Origin of the sequence: Pseudomonas fluorescens (assembly GCF_004683905.1) — a bacterium.
In the GTDB taxonomy this organism is placed as follows: Bacteria; Pseudomonadota; Gammaproteobacteria; order Pseudomonadales; family Pseudomonadaceae; genus Aquipseudomonas; species Aquipseudomonas putida_A.
The window spans coordinates 3,461,556-3,483,882 of sequence record NZ_CP038438.1 but is presented as its reverse complement, the minus strand read 5'-3'; the positions used below and the strand labels follow the sequence as shown (position 1 = coordinate 3,483,882).

22 protein-coding genes are annotated in these 22,327 nt (G+C 56.8%); 18 read left to right on the top strand and 4 right to left on the bottom strand.

All coding sequences use genetic code 11. The features are described from left to right. The first annotated feature begins 12 nt into the window (after positions 1–12). Positions 13–951 (top strand): FecR family protein, encoded by a 939-nt coding sequence (locus tag E4T63_RS15815; protein WP_135295970.1) that lies wholly within the window; start codon positions 13–15, stop codon positions 949–951. Between the two features lie 326 nt (positions 952–1,277). Here the strand turns inward: E4T63_RS15815 and E4T63_RS15810 are convergent, their stop codons facing one another. Then, on the bottom strand, positions 1,278–1,886 hold the full coding sequence (locus tag E4T63_RS15810) for a prepilin-type N-terminal cleavage/methylation domain-containing protein (RefSeq protein ID WP_135295969.1): 609 nt from the start codon (positions 1,884–1,886) through the stop codon (positions 1,278–1,280). Beyond that, positions 1,883–2,335: a type II secretion system minor pseudopilin GspH gene (gene gspH / locus E4T63_RS15805; RefSeq protein WP_027613110.1), complete on the bottom strand. Its 453-nt coding sequence runs from the start codon at positions 2,333–2,335 to the stop codon at positions 1,883–1,885. Before gspH ends, E4T63_RS15810 begins: the two co-directional genes overlap by 4 nt. 133 nt (positions 2,336–2,468) lie before the next feature. Here gspH and E4T63_RS15800 point away from each other — a divergent pair, with 133 nt between their 5' ends. The 4 genes from E4T63_RS15800 (at position 2,469) to E4T63_RS15785 (ending at position 7,031) form a co-directional block, all read left to right on the top strand. Beyond that, the gene (locus tag E4T63_RS15800) at positions 2,469–2,900 is read left to right on the top strand and encodes a type II secretion system protein N (protein WP_135295968.1); all 432 of its coding nucleotides are present in this window, start codon (positions 2,469–2,471) and stop codon (positions 2,898–2,900) included. A gap of 321 nt (positions 2,901–3,221) precedes the next feature. Continuing rightward, entirely contained in the window at positions 3,222–4,304 is a 1,083-nt protein-coding gene (locus E4T63_RS15795) for a type I restriction endonuclease (RefSeq protein WP_135295967.1), read from the top strand. A 305-nt stretch (positions 4,305–4,609) separates the two neighbouring features. Continuing rightward, positions 4,610–5,503, top strand: coding sequence for a hypothetical protein (locus E4T63_RS15790; RefSeq protein ID WP_135295966.1), 894 nt, complete (start codon positions 4,610–4,612; stop codon positions 5,501–5,503). A gap of 307 nt (positions 5,504–5,810) precedes the next feature. Beyond that, the gene (locus tag E4T63_RS15785; protein WP_167797079.1) at positions 5,811–7,031 is read left to right on the top strand and encodes a DNA/RNA helicase domain-containing protein; all 1,221 of its coding nucleotides are present in this window, start codon (positions 5,811–5,813) and stop codon (positions 7,029–7,031) included. 268 nt (positions 7,032–7,299) lie between these two features. Here E4T63_RS15785 and E4T63_RS28560 read toward each other — a convergent pair whose 3' ends face one another. Next, positions 7,300–7,446: a hypothetical protein gene (locus E4T63_RS28560; protein WP_167797078.1), complete on the bottom strand. Its 147-nt coding sequence runs from the start codon at positions 7,444–7,446 to the stop codon at positions 7,300–7,302. 166 nt (positions 7,447–7,612) lie between these two features. On the opposite strand from E4T63_RS28560, the gene E4T63_RS15780 reads away from it, so the two are divergent. The 5 genes from E4T63_RS15780 to E4T63_RS15760 all read left to right on the top strand — a co-directional run bounded on the left by E4T63_RS15780 (position 7,613) and on the right by E4T63_RS15760 (position 11,441). Next, on the top strand, positions 7,613–8,761 hold the full coding sequence (locus E4T63_RS15780; RefSeq protein ID WP_135295964.1) for a hypothetical protein: 1,149 nt from the start codon (positions 7,613–7,615) through the stop codon (positions 8,759–8,761). Further along, positions 8,758–9,141, top strand: coding sequence for a hypothetical protein (locus E4T63_RS15775; RefSeq protein WP_135295963.1), 384 nt, complete (start codon positions 8,758–8,760; stop codon positions 9,139–9,141). Before E4T63_RS15780 ends, E4T63_RS15775 begins: the two co-directional genes overlap by 4 nt. Before the next feature lie 417 nt (positions 9,142–9,558). Then, positions 9,559–9,846 (top strand): hypothetical protein, encoded by a 288-nt coding sequence (locus E4T63_RS15770; RefSeq protein WP_135296935.1) that lies wholly within the window; start codon positions 9,559–9,561, stop codon positions 9,844–9,846. Positions 9,847–9,936: 90 nt separating this feature from the next. Beyond that, a complete protein-coding gene (locus E4T63_RS15765; protein WP_135295962.1) occupies positions 9,937–10,653 on the top strand; it encodes a hypothetical protein in 717 nt (238 codons plus the stop codon). 428 nt (positions 10,654–11,081) lie between these two features. Beyond that, a complete protein-coding gene (locus tag E4T63_RS15760) occupies positions 11,082–11,441 on the top strand; it encodes a DUF6124 family protein (RefSeq protein ID WP_007968533.1) in 360 nt (119 codons plus the stop codon). Between the two features lie 233 nt (positions 11,442–11,674). Here E4T63_RS15760 and gspI read toward each other — a convergent pair whose 3' ends face one another. Then, positions 11,675–12,049, bottom strand: a complete 375-nt coding sequence (gspI, locus tag E4T63_RS15755) for a type II secretion system minor pseudopilin GspI (RefSeq protein ID WP_135295961.1) — start codon at positions 12,047–12,049, stop codon at positions 11,675–11,677. A 148-nt stretch (positions 12,050–12,197) separates the two neighbouring features. Here gspI and gspG point away from each other — a divergent pair, with 148 nt between their 5' ends. The 8 genes from gspG (at position 12,198) to E4T63_RS15715 (ending at position 22,170) form a co-directional block, all read left to right on the top strand. Then, positions 12,198–12,656, top strand: coding sequence for a type II secretion system major pseudopilin GspG (gene gspG, locus E4T63_RS15750; protein ID WP_135295960.1), 459 nt, complete (start codon positions 12,198–12,200; stop codon positions 12,654–12,656). Positions 12,657–12,664: 8 nt separating this feature from the next. Further along, positions 12,665–13,618, top strand: a complete 954-nt coding sequence (gspK, locus tag E4T63_RS15745; protein ID WP_135295959.1) for a type II secretion system minor pseudopilin GspK — start codon at positions 12,665–12,667, stop codon at positions 13,616–13,618. Then, positions 13,615–14,799: a type II secretion system protein GspL gene (gene gspL / locus E4T63_RS15740; RefSeq protein ID WP_135295958.1), complete on the top strand. Its 1,185-nt coding sequence runs from the start codon at positions 13,615–13,617 to the stop codon at positions 14,797–14,799. The genes gspK and gspL overlap by 4 nt, the downstream gene beginning before the upstream one ends. Then, positions 14,792–15,340, top strand: a complete 549-nt coding sequence (gene gspM / locus E4T63_RS15735) for a type II secretion system protein GspM (RefSeq protein ID WP_135295957.1) — start codon at positions 14,792–14,794, stop codon at positions 15,338–15,340. The genes gspL and gspM overlap by 8 nt, the downstream gene beginning before the upstream one ends. After that, entirely contained in the window at positions 15,337–17,718 is a 2,382-nt protein-coding gene (gspD, locus tag E4T63_RS15730) for a type II secretion system secretin GspD (protein ID WP_135295956.1), read from the top strand. The genes gspM and gspD overlap by 4 nt, the downstream gene beginning before the upstream one ends. A gap of 235 nt (positions 17,719–17,953) precedes the next feature. Then, positions 17,954–19,360: a type II secretion system ATPase GspE gene (gene gspE, locus E4T63_RS15725; protein ID WP_135295955.1), complete on the top strand. Its 1,407-nt coding sequence runs from the start codon at positions 17,954–17,956 to the stop codon at positions 19,358–19,360. Further along, entirely contained in the window at positions 19,360–20,571 is a 1,212-nt protein-coding gene (gspF, locus tag E4T63_RS15720; protein ID WP_007961842.1) for a type II secretion system inner membrane protein GspF, read from the top strand. The genes gspE and gspF overlap by 1 nt, the downstream gene beginning before the upstream one ends. Positions 20,572–21,060: 489 nt before the next feature. Beyond that, positions 21,061–22,170, top strand: a complete 1,110-nt coding sequence (locus E4T63_RS15715; protein ID WP_135295954.1) for a substrate-binding domain-containing protein — start codon at positions 21,061–21,063, stop codon at positions 22,168–22,170. Positions 22,171–22,327: the final 157 nt, after the last annotated feature.

The window sequence follows — 22,327 nt, the reverse complement described above, 5'->3', positions numbered from 1 at the left end:
GAATCTGCGCGTTTGAACATCTTTCGACTGACACCTGCCAAACCATCGGCGGCCGAGAATCTGCACAACGAAGCCCACGACTGGTTGATCTTGCTGACCTCGGGCCGCGCCACAGTGGCCGACGCCCGGGCGTTGCGCGACTGGTGCGCGCAAAGCGCCGAACATGCCCACGCTTTCGAAGAGGCCAAGGTGTTGTGGCACAACCTGCAGCCTGCCGCTGAAATGCTGCAATCGCCTCGGCGCTTCGGTCGACGGGCGTTTCTCGGTGGCGCCATCGCGGCGTCGGCGGCGTTTTTGCTGGTGCGCGGAACGATTCCAGGAGGCTTTGGTGGCCTCGGCGCCGATTACATCACTGAGGTCGGCGAACAGCGCCGGGTCGAACCGGCCGATGGCGTGAGCCTGGAACTGAATACACAAACCCGCATCAACCAGCGTTCCGGCGATGACGGCGTGCAGGGTTTCGAACTGGTCAGCGGCGAAGTCGAAGTACAGACCGCGCGGTTGCCACTGGCGATGCAGGCCGGGGGCGGGTGGTTGCGGGCGAGTCAGGCGCGGTTCAACCTGCGTAACACCGATCAACAAGTCTGTGTGACTTGCCTCGATGGCTCTGTGGACGTCAATGTCGATGGCCGCAGTCTGCGCTTGCAGCCGGGTGAGCAACTGACCTACGACGCGCAACAGGTGGGCGCAGTACAAAGCGTCGACACCGCCGCAGTGATGAACTGGCGCCAACAAGTGCTGGTATTCAACGGCGCGACCCTCAGCCAGATGATCGACGAGATCAACCGCTACCGCCCCGGCATGTTGCTGCTGCTCAACCGCGACCTCGGCCAACGCCGCGTCCAGGCCCGCTTCAACCTCGACCAACTCGCCGGCGTCGCCCTGCTGATCCGCGACGCCTACGGCGTCAAATGCACCGAACTGCCGGGCGGCGTGGTCGTCCTCAGCTAAAACCACACCACCCCCTGTGGGAGCGAGCTTGCTCGCGAAGGCGGCCTTCCAGCCAACTCATCTCTCTCAGACTGCATACCATCCACTTGTAGGAGTGAGCCTGCTCGCGATGACGGCCCGACAGCCGACCAATATCTACCAGCTTCATGGGAGCTGACCTACCAGCGATGACAGCTCACAAACCAACCATTCCCCAACTGACCAAACCCAATCCAATTGTGGGAGCGGGCTTGCTCGCGAAGGCGCCCGTTCAACCACATCATCATCAACTGACCCACCGCCTTCGCGAGCAAGCCCGCTCCCACAGAGTTTTGCAGTGATGCTGACTACTGCAGCGGCCCCATCACCTGCCGATACTGCTCCACCCCCTGCGCCGTCTCCCGCGTCAACCGCACCTCCAACCCCAACGGATCCTCCCGCCGATTCCCACTCAACTGCCGCCAACCCTTATCTACCTCCCAAACCCGCACCTGCACATCATTCACACCTTCCAACACCGCCACCCCAGCCCCCGGAGCCGGCAACGGATACCGACTGCGCGCCTCAGCCACCGCCCGATACAACGTATCCCCCTTGACCCACCAACGCACCCGCTGCAAAGCCCCAGGCTGATCCGCCGCACTACGAATAATATCCAGCCGAAACCCCTTGCTGTCACTGCTCCGCACCGTCAGCGCAGGCGGCGCGCTCGGCGGCTCATCATCCACGCCAACCTTCTTCGGCTCACTCAACTCCACACCCGCACGCATCTCCACATCACGCTGCAACTGATTCAACGCCCGCAACAAACCGTCACTCTGCTCACTGCTCGCCTGCAAATGACTATCCGCCCGCGTCACACTGTCCAGCCCGCGCCACGCAATCAAACTGACCACCGCCATCAGCAGAATCGCGACCATCACCTCGATCAGGGTAAAGCCCCGTTGATCGTTCATTGCACACTGATCCTTCCACTGGCATCACGCAGCACACTCAGCCGATTAAGCCCATCAGACAGGGTCAATTGCAGCGGCGGATTGATCCACTCGGCGTTAAGCACAACCTTCTGCTTCGGCTCCACCCGCACCTCCAGCTTCGGACTTTGCCAGGTGCGCGGCCGCAACTGCGGATCATCCTTGAAATGCTCAAACCCCCGACCACTGTCACTGCGCCGACTGAACCGAAAGCCCTTGCCATCACTCACCCACACAATCGGCCGGCCATCAGCCCGCGCCTCCGCCTGCGCCACCTGCAGCAACTGCGCCACACGCTCGGCGTCCTTGCGCAGCAACTGCAGCGGATCCGGCTTGATACTCAGACTGATCGCCGCACTGGCGATCCCGATGATCACCAGCACCACCATCAACTCGATCAGCGTAAAGCCCTGTTGCTTGCCCACATTCATCGGTTGCGCGCTCCGTTGCGTCCTGCCCCGTCCCAAAAAAACATCCTGCACGGCCAACATGTAAGGCGTGTGAAATAAAACCGTGAGAATTGCCGCGTAGCCTGTCAGCAGGGACTAAAAGGAGATTCAGCCCATGATGCTCACCACCCGCATATCCCCCCCGCAAACCGTCCAGGCCCTCGCACTGCTCGCCGCCCTGATCGGCGTCGCGACCTGGTCGTCGCTACTCCTGACCTCCGCCGAATCGCATACCCCACCAGCCCCCCCGCAAATGCTCGCGGCGCGCAGTGACAGCCCGGCGTTGCAGTGGTTTTCCAACCAGACGGCGCCGGTGGATATCAAGGTGAGCGGGGTAATGGCGGGGAGTCGCGGGGCGGTGGCGATTTTGAGTTTGAACGATGGGCCGCCGAGGAGTTTTTTGCAGGGGGAGAGGGTGGGGCCTGGGGTGAAGTTGGTGGCGGTGGAGGGGGATGGGGTGGTGATTGAGCAGGGGGGGGAGAGGGTGAGGTTGGGGGTGGAGAGGTTGGGGGAGGGGGTGGTTTTGCCGAGTCTTAAGAGGCCCTGATCTGTAGGGTTGAAGTCGTTATTTTTGCCGTTTAGTTGGATGCCGGTTCAAGGCCCTCCAAAGGCAGGTAGCCGAGACGCAAGCGAGTGCATGTTGTCGCTCCCGGGCTGATGTGGGTAGTCGAAAATGTCCGCTATCGGCCAAAAGGAGTCGTTCGAATGTGTTAGGGAGGCGTTTCCGAGCCCGATAGCCGCTGATCCAGATGTCATTCACCTGTCCAAGCATCCAGCGTGGATGGAATGCCAGTAGCGGATGTGGATTTAAGCATAGTAGCGTTGCGCCTCTACGAACCCTCGGGTGAACGTGCAACGGAGCAGGAAAATGGATTTTGTAGAACGTTTGAACGCAATGTCAGCGAAAGTTAATCAGCTCGCGTCGACGTTACAAACGGAGGAAGCAACGAAAACTGCTTTCGTCATGCCGTTCATTCATACCGTGCTGGGCTATGATGTGTTCGACCCCTCCGAAGTCGTTCCCGAATACGTGTGCGATGTCGGCACGAAAAAAGGGGAAAAGATTGATTACGCGATCTTGAAAGGTGGTCAGATCCAGATATTGATTGAAACTAAAAAAGTAGGCGAGCCGCTCAATATTAACCATGCGAGCCAACTATTCCGATATTTTCATGTCACCACTGCACGAATTTCCATCCTTACAAATGGTAGGTTTTATCGGTTCTACACCGATCTTGATGCACCAAACAAAATGGATGAGAGGCCGTTTCTAGAAATCGACCTGCTTAACATTGATGAGCACGTCATCCCTGAACTTCAGAAACTTACGAAGTCCGCTTTCGACGTTGATTCGATCATCAATGCCGCAGGCGAACTAAAGTACGTGGGCAACATAAAAAAGGAAATGGCTAAGCAGTTCACTCAGCCTGATGATGATTTTGCTCGCTTCTTCGCATCGCGAGTCTACGAAGGGGTGATCACCCAAAAAGTTCGAGATCAGTTTACTCTGCTCACAAGGAAAGCCGCTGCCCAGTTTCTTAGTGACCAAATCAACGACAGGTTGAAGTCAGCGATGAGCAAAGCCACGTTTCCCACGCTCACTGAATCAGTTGTCGCTGAAAATCAGGCTGAAGCCCACGAAGAGCCTGAAGATCGTATTCTCACTACGATGGAGGAGCTGGAGGGTTTTCATATTATCAAAGCGATTGTTCGAACCGTCATAGACGCGAAGCGCATAGCCAGCAGAGATACCCAGAGCTACTTCGGCATCCTTCTAGACGACAACAACCGTAAACCTATCGCGAGACTTCACTTTAATCGCAGCCAAAAATATCTTGGAATATTCGACAAAGACAAAGTTGAAACTCGCCACCCTATCAACTCACTGGATGAGATCTATGAGTTCTCAATCTCGTTGAAAGAGACGATCTCTTTTTACCAAGAAGCCTAAGAAAGTACTATCCGGTCCTTTGCCTAATAGATCAGGGACTGGGGTTACGTGAAATTTCGGCCATTAGTTGTCATTGGTGTACGCAGACTGTCGGCCATAAACAGGCTATGGACACGCTGCTAATACGTTATTAACTTGCGCCAATTCATGTCGCTTTTCCTCCTCACCCATATCGCGTTCCTAGCGTTACACTCAGGTGAAAAAGTTACGCATGGACGAGGAACGTTATCAGACACAAACGGCGGATACCGTCACGCCATTCGTTTTGTCTAATATTTTGGCATAAAAATCACAGGGAGATGAGTGTGAAGTTCGAGTTTGGAGACCTGTACAAATTCATTGTGTCTCTGGGGGTGGTCATAATTTCCATCTCGGTTTTGGTTCCTTGGCTCTTTTTAAAAGAGTCCTTTGACTTATACAAATCGGAAGCAGATTTGAAGTCCGTTACCAGCGTTGCGCACGCTGCAATCCTTGGCAGGCAAGAAACTGTGGCGTTCATCGTAAAATTCATTCCATGGTTTTCCTCCATCGGATGTATTTGCGGGTCAATATTTATTTTCGTCGGCCTAAAAAAATGGCACGCAAACCAACTGTTGCTAGATGAGCAAACCAAAGTTGAAGTTGAACTTAAAAAGCAGTCTCTGCGAGATGCAACAAAAGACGAGATTGCACTCTCAGCAGCTCGGGATATGCACGCAATTGCTTCAGAAGAGAATCACACAACGAACTTTACGCTTAGCGCCTTTGAGGCCCGCTACGCTCAGATAGAAAGCTTAGTGGCAAAACGACTCCGACACGTCTATTCAAAAACGTATGAGGTAGAATCGAACAAAATGGTGGCCGGCGTTGAAGTTGACGTATTGCTGCGAGGTCGAAACTGGCTGACCAAAGACTACATCATAGAAATTAAGAGTATCCGCCGCGGCTTTAACTATGGCTGGCTCCGTGAGTCCTTCCTGAAAAACATCTACGCAAAAAACATTTACGCACAAGCGACCAATCGAATTCCAAACACTTTACTTCTGATCGTCACGGATTTTAAGGGTGACGTTTCTGAAAAGTATACTTCTATGCTCGAAAAAATTTCCAAAGAGGGCCTAGGAAGAAGGGGGAAAGACTTGGTCGTAATAATCGACAAGGAAGAATTTCAGAACTTGACCACCGATCAGCTTCAGAAGCGCCTTGGCATAAACGCCTAAAAAATACACCCACCCTCCTCGCAAGTTATCAATTGCGTTAAGCACTAGGCTCAAAGCTAATGAAAAGCATCAATATAATCTCTCTTGCACAAGCCTATACAAGTCTAGATTCCGCCGAATACAATGATTATATCAAGCATTACGGCATTGATATAAATAACAACGAAGTTGAGGATCTGAAAAGCCTTATATCAAATATGTACAGAGTTTTACCGTTTGTAAACATATTTGACGTTTTTTTGTAGGTTATAAGATTCAGCATATCAGCAAGGAGTTTGATTTATTACGGTTCGGCGATAACTACATTTTGAATATCGAGCTAAAAAACAGCAGCACGGAGGCAAAGATAAAGACTCAACTAATTAGAAACAAGTACTACCTTAGCCATATAAGTAAAGTTGTTCATAATTTTTCTTTTGTCGCAAGCACCAATACTCTTTACAAGCTCAATAGCAAAAATGATCTTGAAGTAGTTGATTTCGATTTGTTAACACAGCTGCTAACAAATCAGAATTTATTGAAGATTGACAATCCTGACGAGTTATTTAATCCGTCGGACTATTTGGTTTCACCTTTTAATTCCACGGAAAAATTTATCAACAATCAATACTTCTTGACTGGCCAGCAAGAAACTATAAAAGACAAGACCTTAAAGATCATTAACAAAGGTGTGTCGGATTTCATTTCAATTAATGGTGGGCCAGGAACCGGAAAAACACTATTAATATATGATATAGTTAAGTGGATCAAAGATCAAAAACGAACCCTGATTGTGCATTGTGGAAATTTGAACGAAGGACATGTTAAGTTAAGGCGCTTGGGCTGGAATGTTATACCTATAAAAAGCTTCAGAAATTATGACTTGAATAGTCTTGATTTGATTGTTATTGATGAAGCCCAAAGAATGTATGCGGCTCAATTTGATAAATTAATTGTTGATGCTGCTGCGAGCAAGGCAGTTTGTATATTCTCATATGACAAACAACAAACTTTGTCCTCAGCAGAGACAAGAGCGGATATTGAGGGAAAGATCAATGCTGTTGCAGGTATATCTAAATTCAAACTATCAGATAAAATAAGAACCAACAAGGAAATTTCCAGTTTCATTAAATTGTTATTCAATAATCAGCGAAGCGATGTTATCTTCTCTAATTGCGGCAACGTTGACTTTAATTACTTCACAGATTTGACAACAGTCAAGAATTACATTCAGCTAATAAGTAATGATGGGTGGGAGGTACTTAGGCTGACTCCATCGCTACATTCGCCCGAGCATCACGAATCGTATTCAGATGTTTATAGCAAGAATTCGCATGCAGTAATCGGGCAGGAGTTCGACAATGTCGCCGTTGTTATGGATCAGTACTTCTCTTATGATGACTTGGGCTCGTTGATTTATCAATCAAGAACCTATTACGATTCTGTAAAAATGCTATTTCAGAACATCACAAGAACTAGAAAGAGACTGAAATTAATAATAATAGGCAATAAGCAGGTGTTAAGTAGATGTTTGTCTATTTTGGACTAGCGCTATAAAACTAACGAGCCATATAAGCACTGCTTCGGCGCCTTGCGGCTGGGTTGGCCATGTTTTAATTCGAGGCGTTATGGTTTTGCCGCGTACTAGCATTTCAAAAAACCCATAAATTAAGGTCTGCGCTGGTCTCGGCGCTGGCCAGCGCTCGCAATGGTCGGAAGCCGCCTTTCGTTGGTCTACCACCAAGCAGGGGCCTTAAAAAACTAATCTCTGCGCTATATGCTCAGCGCTTTAGGTTATTTGCCGACTCCGGACAGATTTATTTATCAAGTATACCGGCCGCTTCTGGCCGAAAGCGGACATCGGTGGGCGGCAGCTCTTGGCCGAAAGCAGCCATCGGGTGTGAAAAATAGATCAACGCACGCAATTCATCTGGTAACGCTACGAGATGGCCATCTGCTGCCATACAACCATTCCTCCTCACCAGTTATCCTGCGCACCCCACGAATGACAGGAATCAGCAGCTAGGACGTAGCATTTAGGCTTTGTCCTACAGCCAGCACTTGGGCTTTCCGATAGCGTTCGGCTGTCAGAACCTCAAGTCAGGACTCCCGAAGTGACAAGGATGATGCATGAGTGAATATGGAAACGTACCAAAGCCCGCGCTACCTAACCCACCAAGAAAAAAGGTCTATCGCGGCGTAGAACCGACCGACCTGCACGCCAAGTACTGGGCGGAATACCCTCAGGAACCGGCGGAGAAACCGGCTGCTGCGAAGGCACCAGCGGAGCCGGGTTTCTACATCGTTCAGCAAGTCATGCCACGCTCTGCGCTTGAGGCTGCACTGTTCGATAAGCCGGATGGTGCAACGCTTGAGAAGTTCACGCGCCTCAACCCTCACGTCACCGGTTATGCCAAGCCCGGTCAACTTATCGTGTTGAGTGATCCGAACAATCCGCAGTGCACGCGTGAAGAAGCGTTGCTCATGGAAGCGGCTCAGAAGGTGGATGCGGCACTCAAACCTATGAGCGACGAAGAGGCCAGCTTCATGGTTCGCTATCGGAGCGAGATTGAATCCATTCTTTCGCAAGGTTCAACATCAATCGGTGTGGGTGAATCGATTTTCGCCAAGAACCTGGAGGACGTGAAAACTTCGCTGAAGGAAATCGAAGCGTTGCACCAGAAAAGTTTTCAGCGTGACGGTCACTTGCGTAGCTCAGAGTTCTTCGCTGAACGTGCGCGATTGTTTGCCAAGCTCGATAGACAACTCACCGGGTTAACCAGAAAGGGCATCGGATTCCCTGATCACCCAAGCCTGAAATCAGCCCTCGGGATTTCTAGCAAAAGTCTAGTGCATCACTGGAGTCTTGCGGGGGCTCCGGGGCAGATTCCTGGCTACGCCACTCATACGGAAAGTGTCGCCAGAGCAGCCAAGGTTGTTAAGTACGGTGGCTGGATTGGTACAGCCGTAGGTGGCGGGGCGTCTTATATGAAGGTTCAAGAAGTCTGTGCGGCAGGCAACAAAGACGCCTGTGAAAAGATTAAGTACACAGAGGGCGGTAGCTTCATTGGCGGGGTGGCCGGTGGTGCAATGACAGGAGCAGTGCTAACTGCTCCTGTGGTCGGTGCAATCTGCGTGGGACTCGGCGTGCCTACCGGTGGATTGGGAACCCTTGCTTGCGGCGTGGTAGTTGTAGCGGCAGGCTCATTTGCTGGCGGGGCGGTAGGAGGGGCCGGCGGTGAAATGTTCGGCGAAGTGATTTACGAGGTGACTAAATGAATACCGCTGAACTGATAGTTGGAGGGTTGTGTGGTGTAGTGATTATCTCGATGATCATCTGGATCGGGATTGCCCTCTACATTGCCCACATCAAGATGGACGTGATCCTTGAGCACCTCAAAAACAGCTCTGCCGGCACTAGGTTAGCGGCGCTGAAGCACGGAGGCGCTTGGGGCAGATTGCTTTTGGTAGGTGGCGCCTCTGGTCTCGTTACGTTTACGAATTTCTACATTAGACGCGGCACGCTCAGCACCGAAGATGTAGCGAGCTTTCCGGCCTCACTCAGGCAGAAACTTGTATGGATGCAATGGAGCGCAATAGCGCTGCTTTCTGCGATGGTTGTGCTGGTTGCAGTGGGTAAATCAGGAATACTCAAGTGACCTGATAATAAGGTTGCTCGATAAATAAGCGATCGATCGGTCACAGGGGACGAATCCATTCTTTGAGAAGGGATTCGTCCCAGAGTAATTTCGATTACAGAGGCTGCCAATCTGCAGCTAGTCTCCAGGCTTATGCTTGTGAATAGGCAACGTCGGGTGTTTTTTATCGTTGGGTGGGTTCACATGCCGTCTGCGATCTTCCTTGCCGTCTTCGCGTTTTGGCTTAGGACCTGGCTTGATGTCAGTAAACATACTCACTCCTGTAAAGATCGGTGATGAGAAGCATTGAAAAAGTAGCACATGGCCAGCCAGTTGGCTCATTACGCTGACATAGCTACCACCGTTCAGATTAAGTACCGAACCGGTCAGACACATCAAAGCCAAAACCCATCACCTTCAACCTTCGGTGCCGCAGGAATGAAAAAGCTTTTAATCGCGGCGATCCTCGCCGTGATGGTCATGCTCTATGTCGGCTACTACGATGCCCTTGAGGACGGAGACATCGAGACCATTGTTTTCATCAAGAAGCACCCCACGCTCCATATAAAGTTTTACAACATCCACGCAAACGATGGGGAGATCAGGAAGGTAGAGCGCCTGACACCAGAGGAGCGGGCGTGGATTATTGATTACTGCAGGTACCGGTTAGGTATCGACACGGCACTGAAAACCCAGGATGACGTCCAGATATGCTCGAAGAAATAGCACTGTCTAATTGGCCGTGTAAGCCTTGTTGTCGCTGATACCCTGATTCCCGACATCTACCTTTGAGCCGCCAAATAGCCAGGAGTTGAGATGGATATCAAAGAGTTTTGCGCCGCTCATCGATTTGATATGAGCAAAAGTGGAGTCGCGTTGGGCGGCGGTGATTTCGGAATGATGGATCTGAAAATTTCGCCAATTGAATTTTTGACTTTGGCAGAAGAGGATTTTGAACGGGGTGGATTGGCAGCTCTTGTCAATGCAACGACTAATGTGAAACGCGCCATTGTCGGGCAGCTTGACCAATTGCTGATCTCTTTTGGCTATCAATCACTTAGGTGGAACGTGCCGAAGAAGATCGAGCGAGTAAGGGCGCTTGGGTTATTGGCTCCCAGTCTGTTGCGTAAAGTGGTCGACATGCGAAATTTTCTTGAGCACGAGTACGCCACACCTGAGCTCAAAAACGTTGAGGAGGCATTGGATATCGCGAGTCTATTTGTGATGTCCGCTTCAGCGATGTTCATTCCGTTCGATGATGTCTTGGAGTTTTCACGACCTGAGCCCCAAGTGGCGGATAGCTCTGTCACACATCTCACCGCGGGATTGAGTCGGGAGCAGTCAGGCAGGGTTTTTTACACTGTTTACGCGTATGAGCCTGGCGAGTACGCGGGACATTGTGTTGGTCAATGCCAGATTCAATCAGGGCATGTCCTGTTTGAAGCAATGGTGAAGCTTTCCGCATCGCTGATGCTTCGATACAAAGTAGACCAAGCACTCCGTGATTTCGAAGCTGCCTATGCTCGGTTATGAGTGCTCGTCATTTTTGTACTGGGGGAAAGGACCCGGTCCAGTAAAGGGGGAGCGGCGCAGCAAGGCCCCAATAAACGTCAGCGTTTAAAAAGACATCTCCAGTCACTCTCTCAGGCTACATATCCTTGCGCCTTTGCCTACAGCTACGCCAGAATCCGCCGGCTTGTGCGCTTTGTACCTGGTCTTTATTGTCTACGTGTCGCTGGCAACCCAGCGACCGGGTTTAGCGACCCGACTAGGTATAAGTGCAACGACGCTCCAGTTTGTCGCAGACGTTTGCGACGACGATATGGTAGCTGTGCGTGGGAGACCTTCGGGTCTGCCGGGTCTTATACCTCTCGGTTCGCTAACCCGCGTACAGCTGCCACCCTTACTTGTTTAGCGACGGGTTTTGGTGGTTCCACCAGGTATAAAAATGGAGCTTCACCATGATCAAACCAACACCCAACCCACCCGAAACCGCCTCGGTTTCCCCCTACGAATCTATCGATTCCAAAAAGCTCCACGAAGCCGCCGACCGCGCGCTCGACCATTACCTCTGTCCGCCCGGTTCCACGCCGCCCCCACGTAAACACCGTGGGATGTATGCCGTGACGGCGGACAACAAAACCGAGGAGCTGCTGGTCGATGCCAGTGAAACACTCGCTTCGGCCAAAACCCTCGCGCAGAACATTGCCAGCTTGTTGCCGGTGTCGCAGCGTCATGCGCTGGCGGGGATTGCGCAGTTGATCATGCTCGGGGAGTTGGCGGTGAATCGGGCTTTGGATAATTTGCAGTTGCCGGGGTGATGTAGGTGTCGGGGACACTTGGTTATTGATCGGGTGTTCATTCTGGCGCCTTCGCGAGCAGGCTCGCTCCCACAGGGTTTCAGGCTGATTGCGGATATCGTGTGGGGCATGCGTTGTTTTTGTTGCCTGAGATGTTTGTGTAGGAGCTGCCGGAGGCTCGGGCCGCGATCGGACGATCTTTTGATTTTGGTTTTAAAAGATCAAAGTCAAAAGATCGCAGCCTTCGGCAGCTCCTACAGGGGGCGGTTCAACAGGGTTTCCAGGCGGGCTAGGGGCGGGGTGTCCTGGTTGCGGTTGAAGACCTGGATGCCGACCTTGAGCAATCGGCCGTTTTCGGCTGTGGCGATGGCTTGTTCGCAGCGCAATAGCAGGCGTCCCTGATCACAATCAACAGCTTTCACGCCAGTCGGCAATCGACCTTCCAGTTGCAGCTCGGCCATCCGGCTCTGCGCCGCAATCATCGCCACCGAACGATCACGCAGAACTCCGCTGCTTTGGGTCATCAACCCGGCCACGCGCACGGCCGCCGACATGGCCACGGCAATGATCGCCAGCGCCACCAGCACTTCAATCAGGGTGAAACCCGCTTCTCGGGAACACGCGCGCATAAATGGCCCAGAACCAGAATACAGCCCTCGACCCTAACCCCCGTCCTTGACGGCTTGACGACGAAAACTCCCGAGGATTTTCAACATCCCTGACATATCTTCTTGCAACACTGCGCGTCGAATCGAATCAAGCCAAGGGAATGTCGAGATGGATATCGCGCAGTTCAAACAGCCCGGACGACCGAGCCGGATGCCCGGTGGGCAGCAGGGTTTTACCCTGATCGAGATCATGGTGGTGGTGGTGATTCTCGGGATTCTGGCGGCGATGGTGGTGCCCAAGGTGCTGGATCGGCCGGATCAGGCGCGGGCCACGGCGGCCAAGCAGGATATTGGCGGTTTGATGCAGGCGCTGAAGTTGTATCGCCTCGATCACGGCACTTACCCGAGCATGACGCAGGGGCTGAAAGTGCTGGTGGAGCGGCCGGCGGATGCGAAGAACAGCAACTGGCGTTCGTACCTGGAGCGTTTGCCGAATGACCCGTGGGGGCGGCCTTATCAGTACCTCAACCCCGGCGCCAACGGCGAGATCGATATCTTTTCCCTTGGTGCCGACGGTCAGCCTGACGGCGACGGCGTGAATGCCGATATCGGTTCCTGGCAGCTGTAAGGCCGGTGATGAATAGCCAATCGAACCAGCAGGGGATGGCGATCATCAGTGCGCTGTTGATTGCGGCGGTGGTCGCGGTGATTGCGGCGGGGATGTTGACCCGGCAGAGCGTTTCGACCCGTGCGCTGGAGGCGGATCAGCAGCGGGTGCAGGGGCGCTGGGTGTTGCACGGTGGGCTGGAGATCAGCCGGCAATTGCTCTGGGATGCGCGGCAGCGTGATCCGTTGACCCGGCTCGATCAGTCGTGGGCGCAGCGCTTGAATGCGCAGGGTTTCGACGGGCGGCTGGAGGATGAGCAGGGCAAGTTCAACCTGCGCAATCTGGTGGCCAACGAGCGTGTCGATGAAGCGCAGGTGCAGGCGTTTCAGCGGCTGTGCGAGTTGATCGGCATCAGCACCGGGTTGAGTCAGCGCATCAGTCAGCGGGTGATCGGCTCTTATCCGTATCTGTTGAACCCGCAGATTGCCGAAAACACCGCGAGCAAAAACGGCTTTGACAGTGGCCGCGCCACGTCGCCGAATGCGTCGCGCAAGCCGCAGAATCCGAAGTTGCCGATGCTGCGCAGCGTCGATGATCTGCGCAGCGTCGAGGGCGTGAATGAGGCGGTCATCGGCAAACTGGCGCCGTACCTGACGGTGATTCCGGCGACCACTTGGCTCAATGGCAATACCGCCACTGCACCGGTGTTGGCCGCGTATGTGCCGGGGTTGTCGCTGGAGCGCGCGCAGGCGCTGATCAATGAGCGCGATGCCGGGCGCTGGTTCATCAACCGTGGCGATTTTGTCAACCGCTTGCGCATGCCGAACCTGGAGCTGACCAGCGTCAAGGTCGGCATCACCAGCGACTGGTTTCGTCTGCGCGGCGAGGCGCGGCGTGATCAGCGTCGGGTCAGTCTCGACGCATTGTTGCATCGCAGCGAGGATCGTTTGCCGCAAGTGATCTGGTCGCGGGTGGGCGTATGAGTCAGTTGCGTGTGAGTTTGCCGCCACTGGCGCAGTTGAGTCTCGACAGTGAAATGGATTGCGCGTGGCTGGACCGTCAGGGGCAGGTCATTCGTGAGCAGCGCCAGACCTTTAGCCAACTGGGGCAGCTACCGAAGCAGCCACCGCTCAGCGTTTTTCTGCATCCGGCGGATAGCCTGCTGGCGAGCATCGACCTGCCGCCATTGCCGGCCAACAAGACCGCAGCGGCGGTGCAATGCGCGGCGCAGGCCTTGATGCTCGGCGACAGCAACGACATGCACATCGCACATAGTTCGCGGGATGAAGCGGGGCAGGTGCAGATCGCCTGGGCGCCGCATCAGCGCTTGCAGCATCTGGGGCAATTGCTGAAGCAGGCCGGTCTGAATCTACGTGGCTTGTACCCGGCGGCGTACAGCTTGCCGGTGCTGCCGGGCACGGTGGCCTGTCGGCAGGATGGCCATTTGTTGCTGCGCGAAAGCGTGCAGGTGGCGCGGGTGCAGCCGCTGTTCGACGAGGAGATTGGCGATTGGCTGCTGACCTGCGGCACGCCGCTGCACTGGATCGGTTCGACGCCACCGCCGGAAGCGCAATTGCCGATGGCCGAGGCGCAGCGCTGGACCGGGCCATTGCCCGGTTGGGGCCTGCAGAGTGCGGTGCAACAGCAGCGCAGCGAGCATCGCGGTTGGGGCCGGGCGTTGGGGCTGTGCGCCTTGGCGGTGGCGGTATGGGTCATAGGCTTGAACCTGTATGCCGCCCGCGAAGCCAGTCAGGGTCAGCAGCTCAAGATGCAGATGGCGCAGAGGGTGAAGCAGGCCTTTCCCGAGTTGCCGGTGATCCTCAATCCGCTGCAGCAGGCCCGTCAGCAATTGGCGGCGCGGCAGAAGGGCGCGGCGGAGGATCCGGCGCAGCCGTTCAATCGGCTGGTGTTGCAGGCCGGCAGTGGCATGCCGTTCATGGCCGGCACGGTCGAGCGCCTGACGTTTGTCGACGGCACCTTGCAGTTGAGTCTGCTGGCCGACGCCCGGCGCAGCGCCAATGATAAGGACAAGGACTGGCAAGCCGCATTGGCCCAGGTCGGGATCAGTGCGACGGCTGACGATGAAGGCTGGCTGCTGCGCCCGAGCGACGAAATCTCCACTCCCGATGAAAGCACTGACGACAGCGGAGCAGAAGATGAATAAGGCATCGCTCGCGGTGTACCGCGCTCGCTGGCAGCGTTTCAGCACGCAGCTTCAAGTGCGCTGGCAAGCGTTGGCCCTGCGCGAAAAACGTATGGTCGGCGGCATGGCGGCGGTGCTGCTGGCGCTGTTGGTGTGGGGCGCGCTGATCCAGCCACCGCTGAAAAAAATCACTTACTGGCAAGTCGAAACGCCAAAGCTGCGCGCGCAGACCGAAGCGCTTGAAGTGCTGCTGCGCGAGGTCAGCGTGCGCCCCGAAGGGCAAAGTCTGGCGCAGTCGCTTGAGCAGACGCTGCAGGCCAGCGGCTTGGCCGGACACTACCAATTGCAGGCCGGGGAGGCCGGCGCGTGGCAGTTGACGTTCGACGCGGCGCCGGCCGATGCAGTGCTCGACTGGCTGTTGAGCACTCCGGCACAGCTTTATCTGCAAGTGGTCGAGGCCCGTCTGCAACGCGCCGACAACGCTTCGACCGAAGTCACTGCCGGCACATTGTCAGGCACCGTTCGCATGGATCAGGCGCTGGGCGCTAAGGAAGCTTCATGAAAGGGTCAGGATCCAAACCGGCGCGCATGGCGTTGCCGATGCTGCTGATGGCGTTGAGCGCGTGCAGCAACACCACCACGCCGCCGAACCAGCCGCCGTTGCTGGTGGACAGCGAACTCGGTCGGCCACTGGCCAACACCCAACGCAGCGGTGATGCGCTGCTCGATCGGCAACGCGCCCAGGCACAAACCGCGCCGCAACCACGGCAGATGCACAACATCACCGAACGCGCGCGCAGTGGCGGCGCCCCGCGCGGCAGCACACTGCCGAGCAATCCGCTGGGCGATCAGCCGGTGACGCTGAATTTTGTCGATGCCGACATTCAAGCGGTGGTGCGCGCGTTGTCGCGTTCCACCGGCCAGCAGTTTCTGGTCGACCCTCGGGTCAAGGGCAGCCTGACGCTGGTGTCGGAAGGTCAGGTGCCGGCACGCCAGGCCTACGACATGCTGCTCGCGGCGTTGCGCATGCAGGGTTTCAGCGTGGTCGATGTCGGCGGCGTCGCCCAGGTGGTGCCGGAGGCCGACGCGAAACTGCTCGGCGGGCCGATCTACAGCCCGGACAAACCGGCCGGCAATGGCATGCTCACGCGCACCTTTCGCCTGCAATACGAGAACGCGGTGAACCTGATTCCGGTGTTGCGCCCGATCGTGTCGCCGAACAATCCGATCAATGCCTACCCCGGCAACAACACCATCGTCGTCACCGATTACGCCGAGAACCTCACGCGCGTCGCCCAGTTGATCCAGACCATCGACACCCCGAGTGCGATCGACACCGACGTGGTGCAGATCCAGAACGGCATCGCCGCCGACATCGCGCCGATGGTCGCGGATCTGCTCGACGCGCCGGGCAACGATCCGACGCAGAAAATCGCGGTGATCGGCGACCCGCGCTCCAATACCATCATCATCCGTGCCGGCAGCCCCGAGCGCACCGAGCTGGCGCGCAATCTGATCTACAAACTCGACAACGCGCAGAGCAATCCAAGCAACCTGCACGTGGTTTATCTGCGTAACGCGCAAGCGGCGAAACTGGCGCAGGCCCTGCGGGGGCTGCTGACTGGCGAGAGCGACAGCGGCACCAGCGACAGTGCGCGCTCGGTGCTCAGTGCCATGGGCAGCAATGGCAACAACAATGGCGGTTCGAGCGCGCAGAGCGGCACGCAAACCAGCGGCAACACTTCGACCACGTCGAGCACTGGCAGTACCGGCGGCAGTTACGCGCAGGGCAGCAGTTCGACTGGCAGTGGCGGCAGTCAGGCCAGTGAGCAGAACGTTGCGTTCAGCGCCGGCGGGGTGACGATTCAGGCTGATGCGACCACCAACACCTTGCTGATTTCCGCGCCGGAGCCGTTGTATCGCAACCTGCGCGAGGTCATTGATCTGCTCGACCAGCGCCGCGCGCAAGTGGTGATCGAGAGCCTGATTGTTGAGGTCGGCGAGGACGATGCCAGCGAATTCGGTGTGCAGTGGCAGACCGGTAATCTCGGCGGTAAAGGTGTGATTGGCGGGGCGAATCTTGGTGGTTCGGGGATCAACCTCAACGGCAAGACCAGTCTCGATGTGCTGCCGCAGGGTTTGAACCTCGGCTACGTCAACGGCACTGTCGACATCCCCGGCATCGGCAAGATCCTCGACCTGAAAGTCTTGGCCCGGGCGCTGAAGAGCAAGGGCGGCACCAACGTGCTGTCGACGCCGAACCTGCTGACCCTCGATAACGAAGCGGCGAGCATTTTTGTCGGCCAGACCATTCCGTTTGTCAGCGGTAGCTACGTGACTGGCGGCGGTGGCACCAGCAACAACCCGTTCCAGACCGTGACCCGGGAAGAGGTGGGGTTGAAGCTCAACGTGCGGCCGCAGATTTCCGAGGGCGGCACGGTCAAGCTTGATATCTATCAGGAGGTCAGCAGCATCGACGAACGCGCTTCGGCCAGCGCGACGTCAGCGGGGATCGTCACCAACAAGCGCGCGATCGACACCAGCATCCTGCTCGACGATGGCCAGATCATGGTCCTCGGCGGCTTGCTGCAGGACGGCTACAGCCAGAGCAACGAAGCGGTGCCATGGCTGGGGACGTTGCCGGGGATCGGCGCGCTGTTTCGCAACGAACGCCGGGCAATCAGCAAGACCAACCTGATGGTGTTCCTGCGCCCGTACATCATCCGCGACAGCGAAGCGGGGCGCAGCATCACCCTCAACCGCTACGACTTCATGCGCCGCGCCCAGGGCGGGCTGCAACCGGAGCGCAGCTGGGCAATGCCGGACATGCAGGCGCCGCAGTTGCCGACGGCGGCGCAGGGGGTGCCGGCGGTGGTGCCGGGGACGGGGCCGAGAGCGACGATCAAGGCTGTGCCGATTGAAGGGAGCACGCGCTTTTGAACAGAGTCCTCAATCTGAGAAGTAACCCTGTAGTGAGGGGATTTATCCCCGATGGGCAGCGAAGCGGCCCCAAAACCTATGCACGCGGTCAGTCAGATGTATTCGGATATCAGGTTTCGGGGCTGCTGCGCAGCCCATCGGGGATAAATCCCCTCACCACAAGAAATCCGCTCTCCATAAGAAATCCCCTCACCACAGGAACACCTCCAGGCAGAGAGATTGGGGAGGTTTTGAGATGAGTTCGCTTCCCTACGCCTGGGCCAAGGCCCAGCGCATTCTGTTGTGCGACGGCGTGCTGACCGTGTGCCCATCGACGCCGGGCTGGTCGATCAGCGAGGTGCGGCGGCAGTTCGGTGAGACGTCGCTCAAGCGCGTGCGCGACGACGAACTCGATGGCCTGCTCGCCACGGCCTACGCCGACACCGGCAGCGCCGCCGCTGTGGTTGGCGCAGCAGAAAATGAAGTGGATCTCGACCGGCTGATGCAGGACATGCCGGAAATCACCGACCTGCTCGACACTCAGGACGGTGCGCCGGTGATCCGCATGATCAACGCCTTGCTCACCCAGGCCGCCCGCGATGAGGCCAGCGACATTCACATCGAACCGTTCGAAACCCATTCGGTGGTGCGCTACCGGGTCGACGGCACCCTGCGTGACGTGGTTTCGCCGCGCAAGGCGCTGCACGGTGCGCTGGTGTCGCGGATCAAGATCATGGCGCAACTCGACATCGCCGAAAAACGCCTGCCGCAGGACGGTCGTATCGCGCTGCGCGTGGCTGGGCGACCGATCGATATTCGCGTGTCGACCGTGCCCACCGGGCATGGCGAGCGGGTGGTGATGCGTTTGCTCGACAAACAGGCCGGGCGTTTGCACCTGGAAACCCTCGGCATGGACGCGCAGGTGCTGGCCAGACTCGATCACCTGATCCGCCAGCCCCACGGTATCGTGCTGGTCACCGGCCCCACCGGCAGCGGCAAGACCACCAGCCTCTACGCCGCGCTGGGACGCCTCGATGCCAGCACCAGCAATATCCTCACCGTCGAAGACCCGGTGGAATACGACCTGCCGGGGATCAGCCAGATTCAGGTCAACGCCAAGATCGACATGACCTTCGCCCTGGCATTGCGGGCGATCCTGCGGCAAGACCCGGACATCATCATGATTGGCGAAATCCGCGATCTGGAAACCGCTCAAATCGCCGTGCAGGCCTCGCTCACCGGGCACCTGGTGCTGGCGACGCTGCACACCAACGACGCGGTGTCGGCGGTCAACCGCTTGATCGACATGGGTGTCGAGCCGTTTCTGCTCGCTTCGTCGATGCTCGGCGTTCTGGCCCAGCGGCTGGTGCGGCGCCTTTGCAATCAGTGCAAACAGCAAGACCCGGCAGCGCCGGGCACCTGGCGCCCGGTGGGTTGCGTGGCGTGTAATCACACCGGTTACAGCGGCCGTACCGGCATCCACGAATTGTTCTGTATCGACGACGACATCCGCACCCTGATTCACCAAGGGGCAGGGGAGCAGGCTTTGCGTGCGGCAGCGTCCAAGGCCGGGATGTTCAGCCTGCGCGAGGACGGCGAGCGCTGGATTCGCAGCGGCGCCACCGCGCCTGAAGAAATCCTCCGTGTCACTCGAGACGCCTGATGAATCGCTATCGTTTTGAAGCCGCCGACGCTACCGGCAAGATCGAGTCCGGGCACCTGGAGGCGGACAGCCAGGGCGCGGCGTTCGGCGTGTTGCGCAGCCGTGGTTTGACCGCGTTGTCGGTGCACAAGGAAAGCAACGTCGCCCAGCATGGCGGCGGAGGTCTGTTCAGTGCGCGTATGTCGGACAACGATCTGGCCTGGGCCACCCGCCAACTGGCGAGCCTGCTCGGTGCCAGCCTGCCGTTGGAAGCGGCGCTCAGCGCGACGGTGGAGCAGGCCGAGAAAAAACACATCGCCCACACCCTCAGTGCGGTGCGCGCCGATGTGCGCAGCGGCATGCGTCTGGCGGAATCGCTGGCGGCGCGACCACGGGACTTTCCGGAGATCTACCGCGCGTTGATCGCTGCGGGGGAGGAGTCCGGCGATCTGGCGCAGGTGATGGAGCGGCTGGCGGATTACATCGAGGAGCGCAATAACCTGCGCGGCAAGATCCTCACCGCTTTCATCTATCCGGGTGTGGTCGGGCTGGTGTCGATCGGCATTGTAATTTTCCTGCTCAGTTACGTGGTGCCGCAGGTGGTCAGTGCGTTTTCCCAGGCGCGGCAGGACTTGCCGGGGCTGACGTTGGCGATGCTCACCGCCAGTGATTTCATTCGCGCATGGGGTTGGTTGTGTGCGGCGCTGATCGCCGGTGTTTTCTGGAGCTGGCGCCTGTATCTGCGCAATCCGGCGGCACGTTTGAGTTGGCATCATCGGGTGTTGAAACTGCCGCTGATCGGACGGTTCGTGTTGGGCCTGAACACTGCGCGATTCGCCTCGACCCTGGCGATTCTCGGCGGTGCCGGGGTGCCGTTGTTGCGGGCGCTGGAGGCGGCGCGGCAGACGTTATCCAATGATCGCTTGAGCCTGAGTGTCAGCGACGCCACGGCCAAGGTGCGCGAAGGGGTGAATCTTGCGGCGGCGTTGCGGGTGGAGAACGTGTTTCCGCCGGTGCTGATTCACCTGATCGCCAGCGGCGAGAAAACCGGTGCACTGCCGCCGATGCTCGAACGGGCGGCGCAAACGCTGTCCCGCGATATCGAGCGCCGGGCGATGGGCATGACCGCGTTGCTCGAACCGCTGATGATCGTGGTGATGGGAGGGGTGGTGCTGGTGATTGTGATGGCGGTGTTGTTGCCGATCATCGAGATCAATCAGTTGGTGCAGTAGCTGATTCCGAGGTCGTCTGGTCTGGCCTCTTCGCGAGCAAGCCCGCTCCCACAGGGGACAGAGTTGTTAATGCAATATATGTCACACCACAAGAACCTGTGGGAGCGGGCTTGCTCGCGAAGGCGCCCGTCAGAACAACAAATAATTCAGACTTTTTTCCAATACTTCAGCATCACCCGACCCTCAAAAGAACCATCCTCGGGTTCTCCTTTCTGTCATCTGCAACCAGCCTTCAACGGCTGTAGCCTGATTGCGCCAAACCGCTGATCCAGACCCCTCTCAATCTCCCGCAAACACCCGAGAAAACTCCCTGAAAAACCCCGCGCAGCTCCCGAGGTTTTTTCCTTTATCTGTCACCGCAAGATGCGAATTTCTCAGTGCGACTTAACCACGGACCCCGCTTGCGAAGGTCAGCGGTGAGTCTTCCCAGTGTCATGCAAGACCCCTGAAAACCTGTGTTCACAACCATCGTTGAAAAGGAGATTCTTCATGTTCAAGCGCACTCTGATCGCCGCTTCCCTGACCGTCGCCGCCCTGGCTTCCGCTCAAGCCATGGCCGTTACCGGTGGCGGTGCAACTCTGCCAGCCGCTCTGTACAAAGGTTCGGCCGACAGCATCCTGCCTGCCAACTTCAGCTACGCGGCCATCGGCAGCGGCGGTGGCAAGACCGCTTTCCTGACCAACAACCCGGCCGGCTTCAGCACCACCGGCACCGTGCATTTCGCCGGTAGCGACTCGATCCTCAGCGCTGCGGAACTCAGCACCTACAAGAACACTTACAACGCTTCGTACGGCCCGTTGATTCAACTGCCGTCGGTGGCCACTTCGGTTGCCATCCCATACAAAAAAGCCGGCCAGACCGCGCTGAACCTGACCAGCGCTCAGCTGTGCGAAGTGTTCTCGGGCCAGAAAACCACCTGGGGTGCTCTGCTGGGTACTTCCGACGCGACCACGATCCGCGTTGTTTATCGCAACGTTTCCAGCGGCACTTCGGAAATCCTGACTCGTCACCTGAACTCGGTCTGCCCGACTCAGTTTGCGACCAACTCCACCTTCACCAGCGCTCGTATCGGCGGCATCGCTCTGCCTTCGAACTGGGTCGGCGTCGCCAACACTTCCGAAGTTGCCACTGCCGTGAACGCGGTTGACGGTTCCATCGGTTATGTAGGTCCGGACGGCGTCGATGCCACCAGCAACGCTGTTGTTGCTCGCGTCAACGGTGTTCAGCCGACTGCGCTCAACGTGACGCTGGCGCTGTCGTCGGTCAATCCTCCGGCGAATGCTATCGATGCTGCCGATCCGTCCAAGTGGTCGCCAGTGGTTGCTAACCCGGCTTCGGGTTACAAACTGGCTGCCTACACCAACTTCATCTTCGGTCAGTGCTACAAGGATGCAGCCGTGGCCGCGGACGTCAAAGCTTTCCTGACTCAGCACTACAGCAACCCGGGCAACAACACTGCGACTCAGGCCCACAAGTTCGTCGCTGTGCCTAACGCCTGGAAAACCGCTGTGACCGCCAACTTCATCACCAACACTTCGGGCAACAACCTGGACATCAACAACGCCAGCGTCTGCAACGCTATCGGTCGTCCTTTGTAAGCTCGCGCGGTCGTAACACCGATGACGGCAACCTTCGGGTTGCCGTCATTTTTTTTGGCTCGAATACACGCCGAACATGAAGTTTGTGTGACATCCGTTCGGTCGCGCCCTCCGCCAACGGCCTATGTCGTAACAGCAGGTTTTTGCGCGCCTGCGG